This is a genomic window from Cyclobacterium sp. L-R, from assembly GCF_056859355.1.
The window spans coordinates 56,684-74,153 of record NZ_JBSXOH010000042.1; the positions used below are offsets into that span (position 1 = coordinate 56,684).

The 17,470-nt window shown below is 41.2% G+C and carries 9 protein-coding genes; all 9 read left to right on the forward strand.

Translation table 11 applies throughout. The features are described from left to right. The first annotated feature begins 104 nt into the window (after window positions 1–104). Window positions 105–3,155, forward strand: coding sequence for a SusC/RagA family TonB-linked outer membrane protein (locus tag AC13EX_RS04375; RefSeq protein ID WP_482891704.1), 3,051 nt, complete (start codon window positions 105–107; stop codon window positions 3,153–3,155). A 12-nt stretch (window positions 3,156–3,167) separates the two neighbouring features. Continuing rightward, the gene (locus AC13EX_RS04380; protein ID WP_482891705.1) at window positions 3,168–4,856 is read left to right on the forward strand and encodes a RagB/SusD family nutrient uptake outer membrane protein; all 1,689 of its coding nucleotides are present in this window, start codon (window positions 3,168–3,170) and stop codon (window positions 4,854–4,856) included. A gap of 123 nt (window positions 4,857–4,979) precedes the next feature. Further along, window positions 4,980–6,374, forward strand: coding sequence for a sulfatase family protein (locus AC13EX_RS04385; RefSeq protein WP_482891706.1), 1,395 nt, complete (start codon window positions 4,980–4,982; stop codon window positions 6,372–6,374). 26 nt (window positions 6,375–6,400) lie between these two features. Beyond that, entirely contained in the window at window positions 6,401–8,890 is a 2,490-nt protein-coding gene (locus tag AC13EX_RS04390) for a hypothetical protein (RefSeq protein WP_482891707.1), read from the forward strand. Between the two features lie 115 nt (window positions 8,891–9,005). Continuing rightward, entirely contained in the window at window positions 9,006–10,100 is a 1,095-nt protein-coding gene (locus tag AC13EX_RS04395) for a hypothetical protein (protein WP_482891708.1), read from the forward strand. A gap of 31 nt (window positions 10,101–10,131) precedes the next feature. Further along, the gene (locus AC13EX_RS04400; protein WP_482891709.1) at window positions 10,132–11,961 is read left to right on the forward strand and encodes an FAD-dependent oxidoreductase; all 1,830 of its coding nucleotides are present in this window, start codon (window positions 10,132–10,134) and stop codon (window positions 11,959–11,961) included. A gap of 14 nt (window positions 11,962–11,975) precedes the next feature. After that, the gene (locus AC13EX_RS04405; protein ID WP_482891710.1) at window positions 11,976–13,412 is read left to right on the forward strand and encodes a sulfatase family protein; all 1,437 of its coding nucleotides are present in this window, start codon (window positions 11,976–11,978) and stop codon (window positions 13,410–13,412) included. Between the two features lie 76 nt (window positions 13,413–13,488). Beyond that, on the forward strand, window positions 13,489–15,168 hold the full coding sequence (locus tag AC13EX_RS04410) for a sodium:solute symporter family protein (RefSeq protein ID WP_482891711.1): 1,680 nt from the start codon (window positions 13,489–13,491) through the stop codon (window positions 15,166–15,168). Window positions 15,169–15,190: 22 nt separating this feature from the next. Continuing rightward, window positions 15,191–17,470 (forward strand): FAD-dependent oxidoreductase, encoded by a 2,280-nt coding sequence (locus AC13EX_RS04415; RefSeq protein WP_482891712.1) that lies wholly within the window; start codon window positions 15,191–15,193, stop codon window positions 17,468–17,470.

The following is a 17,470-nucleotide window of genomic DNA, read 5'->3' on the forward strand; positions in this document are numbered from 1 at the left end:
GAAATATCTATTATAATGATTGAAAAATATATGTAGTTTAGAATTTAATTTTGGCTTTTCTAAGCCATGATACTTTGGAATTTTAACTTATAAATAAACCCAAAATGACAAGAAAACTACTTTTATTCCTATGCCTGGCTTTATTGCTGGGTTTTGGGGATTCTTTTGGACAATCGGTGCAGGTAAAAGGTACTGTTACCGATGATTCAGATTTACCCATACCCGGGGTAAGTATCCTAGCCAAGGGAACTAATCAAGGAACTGTGACAGACATCGATGGTAATTACCAACTGACTGTACCAAGTGCACAATCGGTGTTGGTTTTCTCTTTTCTTGGATTTAAAAATCAGGAAATTACCGTGGGAAACCAGGACAAGATTGATGTTAAGCTTGAATCAGACATTTCTGATCTTGGAGAAGTAGTCGTAGTAGGCTATGGAACCCAAAAGAAATCGGATCTTACTGGGGCAGTGGCTACCATAGGAGGGAGAGATTTGGCCAATAGGAGAACAGCAAATGTTTCTCAGGCTTTACAAGGTCAGGTCTCAGGTGTGATGGTTACCCGAAACAACTCTGCTCCTGGTTCTTCAGCAAGTATTAGAATTCGAGGTATTACCACGATAGGGGATAGTAACCCTCTTATTATTATGGATGGTGTACCGGTTAGCAGCATTGACCATATTAACCCCAATGACATTGAAAATATATCAGTATTAAAGGACGCAGCTTCTGCCTCCATTTATGGTTCTAGGGCTGCTGCAGGCGTTATTTTGGTGACTACCAAAAGGGCTAAAAAGGGAGAGTTGAGTTTGAATTACAATTTTGAGTATGGCACAGAAGTACCTACCAGAATACCGGAATATGTGAATGTAACCCGGTATATGGAGATGGTTAATGAATTGCGATGGAATGATAATGGAAATGATGGCAATGAATATCCTTTGTATCCAAAAGACATGGTGGACAACTATATGGATCTGAATGCATCCAATCCAGATTTGTATCCTAATACCGATTGGGTAGGGCTTATCTTGAAAAAAAATGCACCAAGACAACGTCATTCTTTAGATATCTCAGGAGGTACAGATGCCATCCGGACCAAGGCTTCTTTTGTTTATGATAAATTTGACGCTTTGTATGAGGGAAGAACTTTCGAAAGATTTACAGCAAGAGTTAATACTGATGGAAATATTACTGACAAACTCGGTTTTACAGCAGATATTTTTCTAAGAAGAGAAATTTTGAATCAACCCAGCATGGATCCGATTTATATGATGAATATATCGGCACCTGTTTATGCTGCAGAGTGGCAAGACGGTAGGGTTGCTGAAGGGAAAACAGGGGCCAATATTTACGGTCAGTTGAAATATGGAGGCTCCCGCCAAAATTGGGAAAATCAGGTGGGAGGCCGCCTAGGTTTGAATTATGAAATTATCGAAGGGTTGAAAATATCCGCCATTGCTTCTCCAAACTTTCGTTTTGACAAGGGGAAAAACTTCCAGAAAAAAGTGAGCTATACTGCATGGGATGATCCTACTGTGACACTAGGCAACCTGCAATGGGCCAATTCTACTTATTTAGGTGAGAGCAGAAATGACAGTCACCAACTGACAACTCAATTGCTACTCAATTATGACAAAGTTTTCGGAAAGCATACCCTAAACTTATTAGCCGGAAATGAAAGTTTTCAGTCTTTTAATGAAAACCTTTCTGCCTCCAGAGATCAGTTTTTATTGGACAATTATCCCTACCTTAATTTAGGGCCACTTGAGTTTAGAGGGAATGGAGGAAGTGCTTATGAAAATGCCTATAACTCTTGGTTTGGACGTTTTTCCTATAATTACGATAGTAAATATTTCCTTCAAGGAAATTTAAGGTACGATGCCTCTTCACGTTTTGCTAGAGATTACCGTTGGGGTTCTTTTCCATCCTTTTCAGCTGGTTGGGTATTGTCTGAAGAAGATTTCTTAAAGACCAATGAGGCCATTTCTTTCCTTAAAATTAGAGGTTCCTATGGTACCCTTGGTAACGAACGAATTGGAAACTATCCTTACCAGTCTACTATAGGTTTTAGTAATGTACTGTTCCATCAAGGATCCAATGTAGTTTCATCTCAGTCATCAGCACAATGGCAATACGCTATCCCAAATATCTCTTGGGAAAAAACCACTTCTTATAATATAGGTGTGGATGCAAATTTTCTTAATTATCGATTGAGAGTTTCTGGTGAATATTTCAACAAAACCACCAGAGACATGTTATTGCCTTTGGAAATTCCAGATTATATAGGTTTTGACAACCCTGACCAAAATACAGGTAAAATGAATACCAAAGGTTGGGAATTAGATCTTGGCTGGGCGGACGATATCAATGAACTTGGCTATAGCGTAAGTTTCAATCTTTCGGATTTCAGATCCGTAATGGGGGATCTGGGTGGTATTCAGTTCTTAGGAAGCCAGGTAAGAAAACAAGGATCAGAGTTTGACGAATGGTACGGTTATGTATCTCAAGGTTTATTCCAAACCCAAGAGGAAGTAGACAATTCTCCAGTAATGAATGCCAATGTAAGACCTGGTGATGTGAAATACTTAGACATTAGTGGTCCAAATGGTGAGCCTGATGGTAAAATTTCTCCTGAGTATGACAGAACCTTATTGGGAGGCAGTATGCCAAGGTTTATGTATGGCGGCAATATCCAATTGGATTTCAGAAATTTTGATTTCGGACTAGTTATCCAAGGGGTAGGTAAACAGAATAGCCGTTTATCAGGATTAATGGTGGAGCCTATCGTAGAAAACTGGGGGTCTGTACCTCAAATACTTGATGGAAATTATTGGAGCACTTACAATACGCCTACAGAAAATGAAAATGTTGGCTACCCCAGGCTAACCCGTAATAGCCAGTCAAATAATTATGCCATGTCTGATTTCTGGATGATCAATGGGGGGTATTTCAGGTTGAAAAACATTTCCCTAGGATATACTCTACCTAGCAGTATGGCTGAAAGGTTAGGAATGCAAAATATCAGAGTTTATGGTAATGCATCCGATCTTCTGACCATAGACAACTACCCACAAGGATGGGACCCGGAGGTTTCTACTACAGGTTATCCGATTACCTCTTCTTTCCTAATGGGCGTTTCTGTTCAATTTTAAACCAACTTTACCATGAAATTAAAATCAATACTATATTCCGCATTTTTGGTAGGAATGGTTGGCTGTGCTGATCTGGACTTAAATCCCCTATCGGAAGGTTCAAGTGAAGCCTGGTATTCCAATGCCACAGAAGTTGAAATGTCTGTCAATGATATATTTAGAAGTGTTTTCTGGCAAGGCTATGATGATGCCTGGACGGATGACTTTACCAATAGGGAAGCCTTGACACCTGTGACCAATGCCACCATTAATGGTGAGTGGGGAACTTTAAACACCGTTTGGGCCAATACATATAAAGTTATAGCTCGGTCCAATACATTATTGTTAAACATGGACAAAATTCAAGGTACAGTTCCTCAAGCTACCATTGATAAATACATGGGTAACGCACATTTTGTAAGGGCTGCTAAATACGGGGAGCTAGTCTTTTACTTTGGAGATGTCATATACTCTACAGATATCTTAAGTTTGGAAGAGGCTTTTACCATGGGCCGAACAGACAAGAATACTATAAAAGAAGCTGTTTATCAGGACTTTGATGTCGCAGCAAGTTTGCTTCCTGAATCCTATGGTTCATCTGAAAATAAACTGGCAACCAAAGGAGCCGCTTATGCAATGAAAGCAAGGTTTGCTATTCAAATGGGGGATTTTGCCATTGCAAGAGATGCGGCAAAAGCCTGTATGGACTTGGGAGTCCATGAATTGTATCCCAATTATGAGGAACTGTTTCTAACAAGTACAAGAAATCCAAGTGAAGTGATTTTTGCCATGCCAAGGTCCAGATCATTGAATGTTACCTGGAATGTTAGAAATTACCTACCTAGAAATGTTGGAGGCTGGGGTGGAGCTTTTGCACCTTCTTGGGATCTATTGCATGCTTACCTTTGTACAGATGGTTTGCCAATAGATGAATCACCATTATATGATCCCAAAAATCCTTTTGAAAATAGGGACCCAAGGTGTGCTGCTACAATAGTTCCTTTTCAATCAAGGCATTTGAATTTCACCTATCAACCGCACCCAGATACTACACAGGTAATGAATTTCAATACCGGAAGCTATCAAACCAATAATGATACTCGATCGGTAGCTGCTTTTGCTTCATTCAATGGTTTGCTTCGGAAGAAAGGTGTGGATGAAGACTGGTTATTGAATTATCAGGCAGAAAATGATGAAATTCTAATGCGTTATGCAGATGTATTGCTAATGTATGCAGAAGCAAAAATTGAATTGGGAGAAATAGATGGAAGTGTTCATGAGGCAATGAATTCTGTGAGAGCTAGGGCTTATGGCGTAGCTGTAGAGCAGGTGACTGAATACCCTGCAATTACCAGTAGCGATCAGGCTGAATTAAGAACTATATTAAGGACAGAACGGAGAATGGAATTTGGTTTTGAAGGGGTCAGGTATAGTGACATTATTCGGTGGAAAATTGCTGAAAAAGTACTTAACAGAGATGTTTATGGCATGTTGGATGTAGCGGAATTGAAAGAAAAAGTCATAGATCAGGATCTTTGGTTTTTTCCTATGACTCCAGAAATAGACGAAGATGGGGTAGCTGATCTTTCGCCAATGTACGAGGCAGGCCTTGTAAAACGTTTGGCCATCAGACAATTTGAGGCACCAAAGCAATACCTTTGGCCAATCCCTTCGAAGGAGATTTTAATCAATAGCAATCTGGACCAAAATCCTGGATATTAAATTGTTTTCAAAGGAAATACAATGATTTCCGGTCGGGTTGACTAAAATTTACCCGGCCGGATCTTTTATATGGGGTGATTTCATTAGACTTGTAATTGCTGGAGATTGGATTAATACCTATTTATGAAAAAATATAAACTGTTGTTATTTATAGGAGGGTTGGTTTTTCTGCCTTTTTTGATTGGGGCTAAGTCAGGAGACTATGAGAATAAACCAAACATCATCTTTATCTATACAGATGACTTACGATACGACGGGGTAGGATTTAATGGTAATCCCCAAGCATTAACCCCAATGTTGGATCGAATGGCTAAAAAAAGCCTTAGGTTCCATCAGGCAAATGTGGTTTTCTCCCTTTGTAGCCCTAGTAGAGCTTCACTGCTGACTGGTAGGTATGGCAGTGCAATTGGGGTATTGGAACTTGGAAGTGACCTCAATGGAAATGAATTGTCAATTGCACAGTACCTGAAGGAGGCAGGCTACCATACAGGGATGTCAGGTAAATGGCATATTGGCAAAACACCAGTGGCAGCAGGCTTTGACTTTTCTGTTTTTTTTAGAAGCAATGGTACTTATTATGGAAGAACCATTAATGATGAGGGAAATGTATTGAAAGTAGAGAAACATTGTGATCTTTATTGTGTAGAAAGATCCATCGACTTTATAAATGATGCAGCAAAAAAAGACGAACCCTTTTTCCTTTTTCACAATACCCAATTGCCCCATATGAATGGTGAATTAATTTGGGATGCAAGACAAGAGACCAAAGACAGGTTTAATGTAGCTGCCATGCCAGTGCCTGAAAGCCATCTAGATGACCTATCAAACAAGCCGGGATACCTTAGGTCTGTACGAAATCTTAGTCAGGCAAAAGTATATGGCTACCCAGATAAAAAGGCCATTCAGGAACATACAAGAGATTATTATGCAGTCATTACCGAAATGGATGAGTATCTTGGCCTACTATTTAAAACAATTGAAGACCTAGGTTTAAAGGAAAATACTTACGTATTTTTCATGAGTGACAATGGCTGGATGCTGGGGGAACATGGTTTTACTAGCAAGGTTTTACCTTATCGACCTTCTACTAAAGTTCCATTATTTGTAATGGGACCGAACCTTGAACCTACAGACCTGGATCATTTGGTTCTTAATATTGACATGGCACCAACCCTACTTGATATGGCAGGAATTACCTTGCCAGACAATCTACATGGTAGAAGCATTTGGCCATTGATGAATGGAGATCAGATGGATTGGAGAAAGGCTTTCGTTTATGAAGGCCTTGGGACCTATGGTGGGGCATTGCCTAACTTATCAGTAATCAACCAAGATTTTCGTTATATTGAAACCTTTGAAAATAGCCGTTTGGAAAAGGTCGTTTTTCGAGAATTTTATGATCAGAAAACGGATCCACTTGAATTGATTAATTTAATAGGGTCGGAAAAAGTAATGTCAAAGGTCAGCGAAGCACAAAAATTAATTAGCGAACATAGAAAAACAGTACTACAACAATAAACTTTACCCAGACTTGAGAAATTGATATGTTAAAAAGTAATTTTCTTTACCTGTTAATGCTTATATTCCTGGTGACCTCAGCTTGTCAACCTAAGGAATCGGCTACCATAACAACCTATCCATCTATTAGTGGCATTTACCCCCATTTGGCCTATTATAACAATGAAGGAGAATGCGGAACAGGTGCCGTGGTGCCTTGGGCAGATAAATTGTGGGTGATCACTTATGGACCTCATCTACCCTTGGGTTCCTCTGATAAACTCTATGAGATCGATCAAGACCTAAACATGCAAATCAGGCCTGAAAGTATTGGTGGCACCCCGGCCAATAGGATGATTCACAAAGAAAGTGAACAATTGTTTATAGGCCCCTATGCCATCGGTAAAAACGGTGAAGTAAGGACAATTCCTTATACAGATATGCCTGGAAGACATACAGGAAATGCCAGACATTTGACAGATCCCGCCAATAAGATTTATTATGCCAGCATGGAAGAAGGGTTTTATGAGGTAAATGTGCATGATTTGTCTGTAAAACAATTCTATGAGGATGGAAATATTCGCAGAAAGAAAAAAGACGACACAGATACCAATCCAGCAGGTAGCTTACTGAAAGGTGCCCACGGGAAAGGGTATTATTCAGGACAAGGTGTTACAGTATATTCCAACAATGGAGAGTCAGGAAGTAAAGCATTGGAGCAGTTTGATATAGAATCGGGTTCACTCTCTGAGTGGGATGGAGAAGAATGGAAACTTGTCCGCAGAAACCAGTTTGTAGAAGTAACAGGACCGGGTGGGATCTATGGCAATGCCAATCCGGAGACAGATCCAATATGGGCGACAGGATGGGACCATAAGTCGGTTATCCTTGCTTCCAGAGATGCGGAAAAAGGTTGGTCATTTTATCGCCTTCCCAAAGCCAGTCACAGTTATGATGGCGCACATGGTTGGAATACTGAATGGCCTAGAATCAGAAACGTAGGAAAAGAAGGTGAGCCGGACTATCTAATGACCATGCATGGTATGTTTTGGAAGTTTCCTGAAAGTTTTAAAGAAGGAAGTACCGCAGGAATTAGACCAAGATCTGCTTATTTGAAAGTAGTAGGAGACTTTACCCGTTGGAATGATGGTTTGGTGTTTGGTACAGATGATTCTGCCAACAAGGAATTTTTGAATAAAAGAAGTGCCAAAGGAAATATTCAAGGTCCAGGACAATCCAATTCCAATTTATGGTTTGGTAGTATGGATCTGCCTGATGAATTGGGACCCAATACTGCCAATGGTGCATTATGGCTCAATGAAGAAGTGACCGCAAAGGTTGCCTCCGATCCCATGCTTTTTGCCGGTTGGAATAACAGAAACCTTTGGATAAAAAATGAAGGTAAATCCGATGTGATTTTTACTATTGAAATTGATGCCAAAGGGGATGGCAATTGGAAAACCACGGACGAGGTGGAAGTGAAAGCAGGAGAGAGTACAAGAAAGTATTTTGATCAAAACACAAGTGGTGAATGGATTCGATTAACTGCCAATCAAAATACCATAGCTACTGCCCACATCGCTTTTGCCAATCCTGAAACCAGGAAGGCAATGCAAACTGGTATTTTTGAAGGAGTCAATACCATTGAGCAAAATGATTTTACAGGTGGCTTCTTGTATGGTTTGGGAGATGATAGGAGAAAGTTAGGCTTGGTAGCCAAGTCTTATAAAGAAGGGAAACCTACAGACCTGGGTTATTATGAAATGGACGATAAATTCCAATTGGTAAAAGTGGAGGACCCCACTACACAGCAGTTTATCAATGACAATTTTCAGATTCCTAAAAATGTATTTGAAGTGGATGAAGCTTCAGTGCTGGTAATTGATGACAAGGGCAGAAGGTGGCGTTTACCAAAAGGCAACGAGCGCTATACTGAGCCTTCCTTGGCAGGTAACCTACGTATCTGTAGAGAAGTAGCTACCGAAAGAGATTTGTTCAATTGCCACGGTACCTTCTATGAATTGCCTGCCGAAAATGCAGACGGATATGCCAAAATTAGACCTGTTGCTTCCCATCAGTTGAAAATCAATGATTATGCTTCTTACAGGGGAATGCTATTGTTAACAGGTGTTGACCCTGAAGCAGCGGCATCGAATGAACACATTGTTGTTTCTGATGATGGCGAAGTAGCTGTTTGGACAGGAGCAATAGACGATTTATGGCAATTAGGGAAACCTGTGGGTAAAGGCGGTCCTTGGGCCAATTCAGCAATCAAAGCTGGCGTGCCATCTGATCCTTACTTGTTTGCTTTTTATGACAAACGATCTCTTGAAATTAGCCATGATGCGGCTGATGACGTAACGTTTAAAATTCAAATGGAGCCAATAGGTCATGGACCATGGATGGATTGGAAAGAAATAACTGTGCCTGCAGGTAAAAAGCATGTAGAGTATTTTCCAGAGGGAATAGAAGCAAGATGGGTCCGTTTGGAGGGCAATCAAAATTGTAAGGCTACTGCTCAATTTACCTATGAGTAAGACACATTCTTCTAAGTAAAAGGAAAAAGTAGTAAAATGACCGAATTTGAATTAATTTCAAGGGAATAAGGATCACAAGAAGTTAAATAGGCTTTGACGATTGAAATAAATAGTAATGATTGAATATTATTCAAGGTGTCTGACCTTTGGTCTAATAGGAGTGTTTCTCCTTATGAGTATTGCGGGATTCCAAGGCAATGTCAAACTGGGAGATAGGGTTTTGGTCAAGAGCCTTGAGACGGATTCTTTGCGCTATGAGATGTTTCTCTTGAAAGATGACAGTGGACAACCAGAGGGGTACATGGCAGAAATCTTTACTCCAGTTTGTCATACCAACGAGTGCTACCCGGTTTATGTGAACTTTTATTGGGACTTGCTGGGCAATTATCAAAGGTATGACGTTCCAGAAGGTGAATTACTGACCAAATTGGATCATGTTCCTTTTGATGTTGCTGATCATAACAAATTACAGGAAATCCTAAGCAATGAAAGATCCCTATTAAAGGATTATAAAATTGAAGAGCTGGTAGGAGGTACCCAAACCGCAGGAGTCAATGGAGTGGATGCAGTGACGGGAGCGACCCTTAAAACCATAAAAAATGAAGTGATTTATGGTGCGGTATACTCTTGTTACACCTTGTGGCATTTGGCACATGGGGAAATGGCAGCTATTGCAAAGGCTTATACCACTGAAAATTATTCTGGAGATCAATTGCTTAAATTTCTGGAAAGTGGACATTACCCTTACCAGTATTGGGCCATTGAAAAGGTGTTGGCTAAAGGCCTACAAAAAGATGAAAAAATAGCTGCTGCAATGTTACAAATTTTGCAAAGCGATAATATTTTCTTAGCAAGGCATTTAATAAAAGTCCTTCCAATTGAAGTCCTTTCTTCACAGGAAAGACAACTGCAGCTTTGGGAGACAATGGAAAGTAGTCAATACAGGTTGCAGATGGACCTTCTTGACAAATTGAAAACATTGGCTTTGTATCCTGAAATTCAAAACAAATTGTTAAGCAGTTTGAATAATGCCAATCCAGCCCAGCAAAGGAAAATATTGGAGGTTCTGCAAAAACAAACAAACCTGCATAAAACCCAACAGTTTCAAGCCTTGGAATACCTAGAGGAAGGGAAATGGGTAGAGGAAATGACTGAATTGCTTAAAAAACAGGATAAACTGGACGGAAAAATTAAAAAAACAATAGACTAAAATTGAAAACATAAAATAAATGAACCCGAAAATGAAACGAATACTATGGACCTTTGGCCTCCTGCTGGCCTTTACCCAAATCAATTTATTACAAGCCCAAAATAGGGTTTTGGTGGAAGCAGAATCATTTGATAACACAGGAGGATGGGTCATTGACCAGCAATCCTTCGATGTATTGTACAGCTCTTACTTGATGGCCCATGGTATGGGACGCGTGGTGGAAGATGCCAGTACCAAGGTGAATTTTCAAAAAGGTGGTACCTACCACATGTGGGTAAGAACAAAAGATTGGGCACCTTACCCTACTGGGCCAGGTGCCTTTAAATTGACGGTCAATGATACCGAAATTGACCAGGTTTTTGGGCAGAGCGGAATATTGGATTGGGACTGGTACTATGCCGGGTCTGTTGAGATGAAGCAAGGAGAGAATTCCCTTACCGCCAAGGATCTTTCAGGATTCAATGGAAGATTCGATGCCATTTATTTCTCCACCTCAAAAACAGATAAACCTACCAATGACAACCAAAAACTCTTGACCCTACGCAAGGAATTGTTGGGTTTAACAGATGGACCTGAAGAGGTAGGGAAATTTGACTTGGTAGTAGTGGGTGGTGGCATTGCAGGTACTACTGCTGCCATATCTGCCGCCAGAATGGGATTAAAAGTAGCGTTAATACAAAACAGGCCAGTATTGGGGGGAAACAATAGCTCTGAAATCAGGGTGCACCTGATGGGGAGAGTAGATGTGAATCACTACCCTAAATTAGGACGAATTGTTAGAGAATTGGACAATGGGGATCCAGGCAACGGAAATCCTGACGAAAAAAGGTATGGAGATGACAGAAAGCTTGAAATTGTAAGGGCTGAGCCAAATATCTCACTTCACCTCAATACCCATGTGTATGAAGTAGAAATGGATGGGAATAGCATCAAGGCGGTGATAGGTCGTGACATTGCAACCAACCAAGAATACCGTTTTGAAAGTACCTATTTCTCTGATTGTACAGGAGATGGAACATTGGGATTCCTAGCAGGTGCAGAATACCGAATGGGTCGTGAAAGTAAGGAAGAAACCGGAGAATCGCTTGCTGCTGATACAGCGGATGATTTTACTTTAGGAACCTCTAATTTATGGGCTTCCCTTGAAAAGGATTATCCTTCTGATTTCCCAGAAACCCCTTGGGCACTACAGTTCTCGGATGAGTACCATATAGATGAGCATAAAGCCGATTGGCAGTGGGAGACAGGCTTTGGCAACTTCAATACCATTTATGAAGCAGAACAAATCAGGGACCATAACCTTCGTGCAATTTACGGTAACTGGTCTTATCTGAAAAAAGAGAAAGCCGAGAAGTACAAAAATAATGAATTGGCCTGGGTTTCTTATATTGGAGGAAAAAGAGAGTCAAGAAGGTTGATGGGAGACCATGTTTTGACACAAATGGATATTCAAGACGGGGTGATGTATCCTGATGGAAGTGTAACTGCTACCTGGACCATTGACCTTCATTTTCCTGATGCCAAAAACTCCAAATACTTCGAGGGAGAGGAATTCTTTGCTGCCACCAAACACATTAGGGTGAAGCCTTATACCATTCCTTACCGTTGCTTGTATTCTCGTAATATTGACAATTTGTACATGGCAGGAAGAAACATAAGCACTACCCATGTAGCATTTGGCAGTACGCGAGTGATGCGAACTTGTGGCATGATGGGAGAAGCCGTAGGTTATGCTGCATATGTGGCTAAAAGAAACAACGCCAGTCCAAGGGAGGTTTATACCCGTCATTTGGACGAATATATGGGCATTATACAATCACCTTTGAACATTTACAACTACCCAACATTGCCAAATAAATAAAGGCAATTTCAAAGATGAATTATTTTAAAATACCAATCCTTTTATCGTTGTTGCTGTTGCTGGGAGCAATTGAGGTTTCTGCAGATACCAGTCCTCCAAACTTTGTGTTTATCCTGACGGATGATATATCTGCAGAGGATCTCAGTATCTATGGAAATCAATCTATTGATACGCCTAACCTGCAAAGGCTGGCGATGATGGGGTTGGTATTTGACAATGCCTATTTGACCACAAGTTCCTGCTCACCTAGCAGGATTTCCATGATTACCGGACGGTATCCACACAATACCGGAGCACCTGAGATTCATGTGGAACTGCCAAGCAGTCAAAAAACCTTTGTACAAGAATTAAAGAAAGCCGGGTATCATACGGTTTTATCAGGTAAGAACCATATGGCCCCTCCCAATCAATTGGGGTTTTTAGAATATTCAGACAGCAAACCTGCCGGAAGCGAAAATTGGCTGTCCCATTTGCAAAACAGACCCAAAAACCAACCATTTTTTTTCTGGTTGGCTTCTCATGATGCCCACAGGGATTGGCAGGTCAATGACAAGGCACGTACTTATCTTCCCACTCAGGTGGATGTACAACCCTATATGTACGACGGGCCACTTACCCGCGAAGACCTCACAGGATATTATCATGAAATCAGCCGATTAGATCATTATGTAGGTGTGGTTTTGGATGAATTGGAGGCACAAGGTATTTTGGACAATACTTACCTCATCTTTCTAACTGACAATGGCAGGCCTTTTCCCCGAAGTAAAACCTACTTGTATAAAAATGGTATACAGACACCTTTGGTAATTGCCGGACCTAAAGTCAATAAAGGCAGAACCAACTCCCTTGTAAGTGCCATAGATGTATCTGCTACGATTCTGGAACTTGCCGGATTAAGCATTCCTGAAACCATTCAGGGAGTAAGTTTCTCCAAGGTACTTCAAGACCATAAGGTCATTATTCGCGAAGTAGCCTTTGCTGAACGTAACTGGCACCGGTATAGCATGCATGAAAGGATGGTGCGGATGGGAGATTGGATTTACATAAGAAACAATTGGCCAAATAAGAGAAACCTATCCGGTGAGTCAGATCCACATGCCTTTCCAGCCGCTAAAGAATTGTGGAATAAGCATGAAAAGGACCAATTAACCCCTGCACAATCACTGATTACTTTATTGCCCCAACCCGCCGAAGAACTCTATCATACCAGAAATGATCCACATAATCTTAATAATGTGCTCTATGCCCCTGAAAACAGGGAGGTGCTGAATCAAATGAGGCTTTTACTTACGACTTGGACCAACCAAACAGGGGATAATATCCCAAATAACCCAACACCACATAAAGCCACAATGCATGGTAAGTTACTGGAATGGGAACGGAGGGAAATGCCAGGAGATGCCACAAATGCTTCTAAGATTAATCACCCTGGCCCCATATTAATGAACTGAGAATACAGTTTAAAGTATCAGAATTTCGGTTACCTTTAGCCTTCTACAGTTTATCTTAAGCCTTTTTATTATTGTTATGCATCAAATAGACTACCTAACCATCTTTGTTTTCACCCTAATTATTCTTGGAGCAGGACTGTCCTTTGGGAAGCAAGGAGGGGATATGAAATCCTTTTTCGCCGCCGGAGGAGCAGTTCCTTGGTCCATCAGTGGCCTATCACTTTTTATGAGCTTTTTCTCCGCAGGTACCTTTGTAGTTTGGGGTTCCATTGCTTATGAATGGGGCTGGGTAGCCATCACCATACAGATGGCCATGTGTATCAGTGGGTTTATAATTGGTAAATACCTTGCTCCTAAATGGAAGCAAACCCAGTCGATCACTGTCGCAGCTTACCTTACCGATAGGTTTGGTAAAAAGATCCAACAGTACTATACCTTTATTTTTCTGGTGCTATCTCTAGGCTATACTGGAGCTTTTCTTTACCCTGTAGCCAAGATCCTAAATGTGGTGACGGGTTTTGATATCTACTATGCCATCTTGCTCTTAGGGGGCATGATTATGATCTATACAGCCGTTGGAGGGCTTTGGGCAGTTATCGTCACAGATGTGCTCCAATTTGTGATCCTTACTGCAGCAGTCTTGATTGTATTACCCCTTTCTCTGGAGAAGGTAGGAGGCATAAATCAATTTATAGCCGAAGCGCCGGAAACGTTTTTTAAAATTTTTAATGGAGAATATACCTTTTGGTTTATACTGGCCTTCGTAGGTTACAACACCATTTTTATTGGAGGAAACTGGGCTTATGTACAGCGTTATACCTCCGTGAAGGATACAGCCTCAGCGAAGAAGGTTGGCTATCTCTTTGGTATATTGTACCTGATAAGTCCTTTGATTTGGATGTTACCTCCTATGATCTACCGGGTGCTTGACCCAAGTTTGGTAGGTTTGGAAACCGAGGGTGCCTACCTGAGGATGTGCATGAGTGTCCTACCTGTGGGCATGCTTGGCCTGATGTTGGGAGGGATGATCTTTGCCACGGCCAGTTCTGTGAATACTTCCCTCAACCTGGCAGCAGCGGTTTTAACAAATGATGTCTACCAACCTCTTTATCCTAAAGCAAGCCATAAGACCCTAATGAAAGTAGCAAGACTTGCAACCTTGCTATTTGGGCTGGGTACCATTGGAGTAGCTTTTATGGTGCCATTGGCAGGAGGAATTGTTGAAGTGGTCTTGAGTATAGGGGCGGTAACTGGAGGTGCCTTGTATGCCCCGGCTATTTGGGGATTGTTTTCTAAAAGACAGACGGGTAATTCCATTCTAGTAGTTACTAGTGTAAGTTTGGTGATCAACGTGTTTTTTAAATTCGTGTCACCAACCTTGCTGTCCTTTTCACTGGGTCGAAGCAGTGAAATGATTGTTGGCGTCTTTTTACCCATAGTCCTGTTGGCTATTTACGAGCTGTACGCTAAAAATAAAAACATTGAAAGTGCCCAATACCAGCGGTATGCGCTTAAAGCCCAACCAACACAAGATGAATTGACTGAAAGTTTAACATCAGGTCAAAATCAAAATACTTATGGTTATAAGGTAATGGGTTGGGCATTTATCAGTATTGCTTTATTGTTTTTTGCCCTTGGTTTGTGGGGAGGAGGAGGTGGAGTTTACCTCTTCATTATGGGATTATTAATCCTTGCTTTGGGAATCTATGCTGTGCGTTATGCAAGCAATAAGGCCAAAGCGCAGGTTCTAAAATAAAACGTGAATTCAGTATATTTTAATGATTAAAGAAAATTTTACTAAGGAAAAGCGGTCTTTAAAAATCGAATCGATTACTTCAGATCTGGTAATAGTAGGTGGAGGACTTGCAGGAACTTGTTGCGCCATTACGGCAGCAAGAGAGGGCCTCAATGTTGTATTGGTGCAAGACAGGCCCGTTCTCGGAGGCAATGGTTCTTCAGAAGTGAGGCTATGGATCTTGGGTGCAACCTCCCATATGGGCAATAACAATCGATGGGCCAGGGAAGGCGGCGTAGTGGATGAGATCTTGTTGGAAAACCTCTATAGGAACCCAGAGGGGAATCCATTGATATTGGATACCATTCTCATCGAGAAAGTTACGGAACTACCAAATATCCGTTTGCTTTTGAATACGGCCATGTACGATTTGGAAAAGAAAAGCCCGGATGAAATAGATCATGTGTTGGCATTTTGTAGTCAAAACTCAATTCAATACAAACTCAAGGCCCCCTTATTTGTGGACGGATCAGGAGATGGCATTATGAGCTTTATGGCTGGGGCAGCTTTTCGCATGGGTGCTGAATCCGCGGATGAATTTGATGAAGCCTTTGCACCGGATCACCAATATGGAGAGCTGTTGGGACACAGTCTTTACTTCTACAGCAAAGACACAGGCAAGCCTGTTCGGTTTGTTCCTCCAAGTTATGCCAATACGGAAATCTCCCAATTGCCAAGGTTTAAATCTTTCAATTTGAAAGACCATGGCTGTAGACTTTGGTGGGTAGAATATGGGGGAAGAAAAGATACAGTTCATGAATCGGAAACGATTAAGTGGGAACTGTGGCGGGTGATCTATGGCATCTGGAATCACCTGAAAAATTCAGGGGAAAACCCTGAAGTGGCCAATCATACATTAGAATGGGTAGGGACAATTCCAGGCAAAAGAGAAAGCCGAAGATTTGAAGGAGACTATATTTTATCTCAAAAAGATTTGGTGGAACAACGCAGTTTTGACGATGCAGTTTCCTTTGGTGGATGGGCCCTTGACCTTCATCCTGCGGATGGTGTTTATGGTGAAAAACCTGGCTGTACACAGTGGCATACCAAGGGTGTTTATCAGATCCCTTACCGTACCATGTACAGCAAAAATATTAACAATCTTTTCCTGACCGGAAGGATAATTAGTGCCAGTCATGTGGCCTTTGGATCGAGCCGTGTAATGGCCACTTGTGCCCACAATGCACAGGCTGTAGCCATGGCGGCAGTGCTCTGTAAAGAGCATCAAATTTTACCTTCAGAAATCCTAAAGGAGGGTAGGATAGAAGCTTTAAAAGATGCCTTGGTTTTACAAGGACAATACATCCCAAATCATGTGCTTCGATTGAAAGAAGATTTGGCTCAGGACGCGAAAATTTCTGCCTCATCTACCATGCGATTGTCGGGCTTGGCCTTTGATGGTCCTTGGAAATCCCTGACCTTTGCAGCTGCACAAATGTTACCCCTTGTGCCCGGTAAATTACCAGCCATGAAATTTCAGTTTAAGGCTACCGAAAACACAAAAATAGTGGTGTCGCTGTTGAAAAGTGAGAAGAAAGGCAATTTCAGTCCGGAAATCATTTTGGCCCAAAAGGAGTTAGAATTAACTTTAGGTGAACAATATTTAACAATTGATTTACAGATTAATATAGAAAAAACAGAATATTATTTTGTGGCCTTTTCAGCCAATGAAAAGGTGTCCATCAGGAGCAGTCAAACAAGGGCTACAGGTCTGTTGTCAGTCTTTCAAAAATTCAATAAAGCAGTGGCTACTTCTAGTAGACAGGAACCTCCTAAAGGTATTGGTATTGAGGAATTTGACTTTTGGTTGCCTGAAAGAAGGCCAGAAGGGCACAACCTGGCATTTGAGTTTACAGAAGCTATTGACCCGTATTCAACAAATTTCTTAGTGAATGGAATTTTCCGACCCAAAGTGGGTACAAATGCTTGGGCAGCAGCCTTAGATGATACCGAACCTACCATTGAGATGGTTTGGGATAAAGTTCAGAATATTAATAGTTTAAGTGTGTATTTCGATACTGATTTTGACCATGCCCTGGAGTCTACCTTGATGGGACATCCTGAATCGGAAATACCTTTTTGTGTAAAAGACATTCAATTGACTGACGGTAGTGGGAAAGTCTTGGCTGAAATACAGGACAACCACCAAACGGTAGTAACAATTAAATTTAAAACCTCGGTACAAACGGACAAGCTGCTGCTTACCTTTAAGCAACAAAATGTGCATGTTCCGGTGGCCATATTTGGAATAATATGTTTGTAA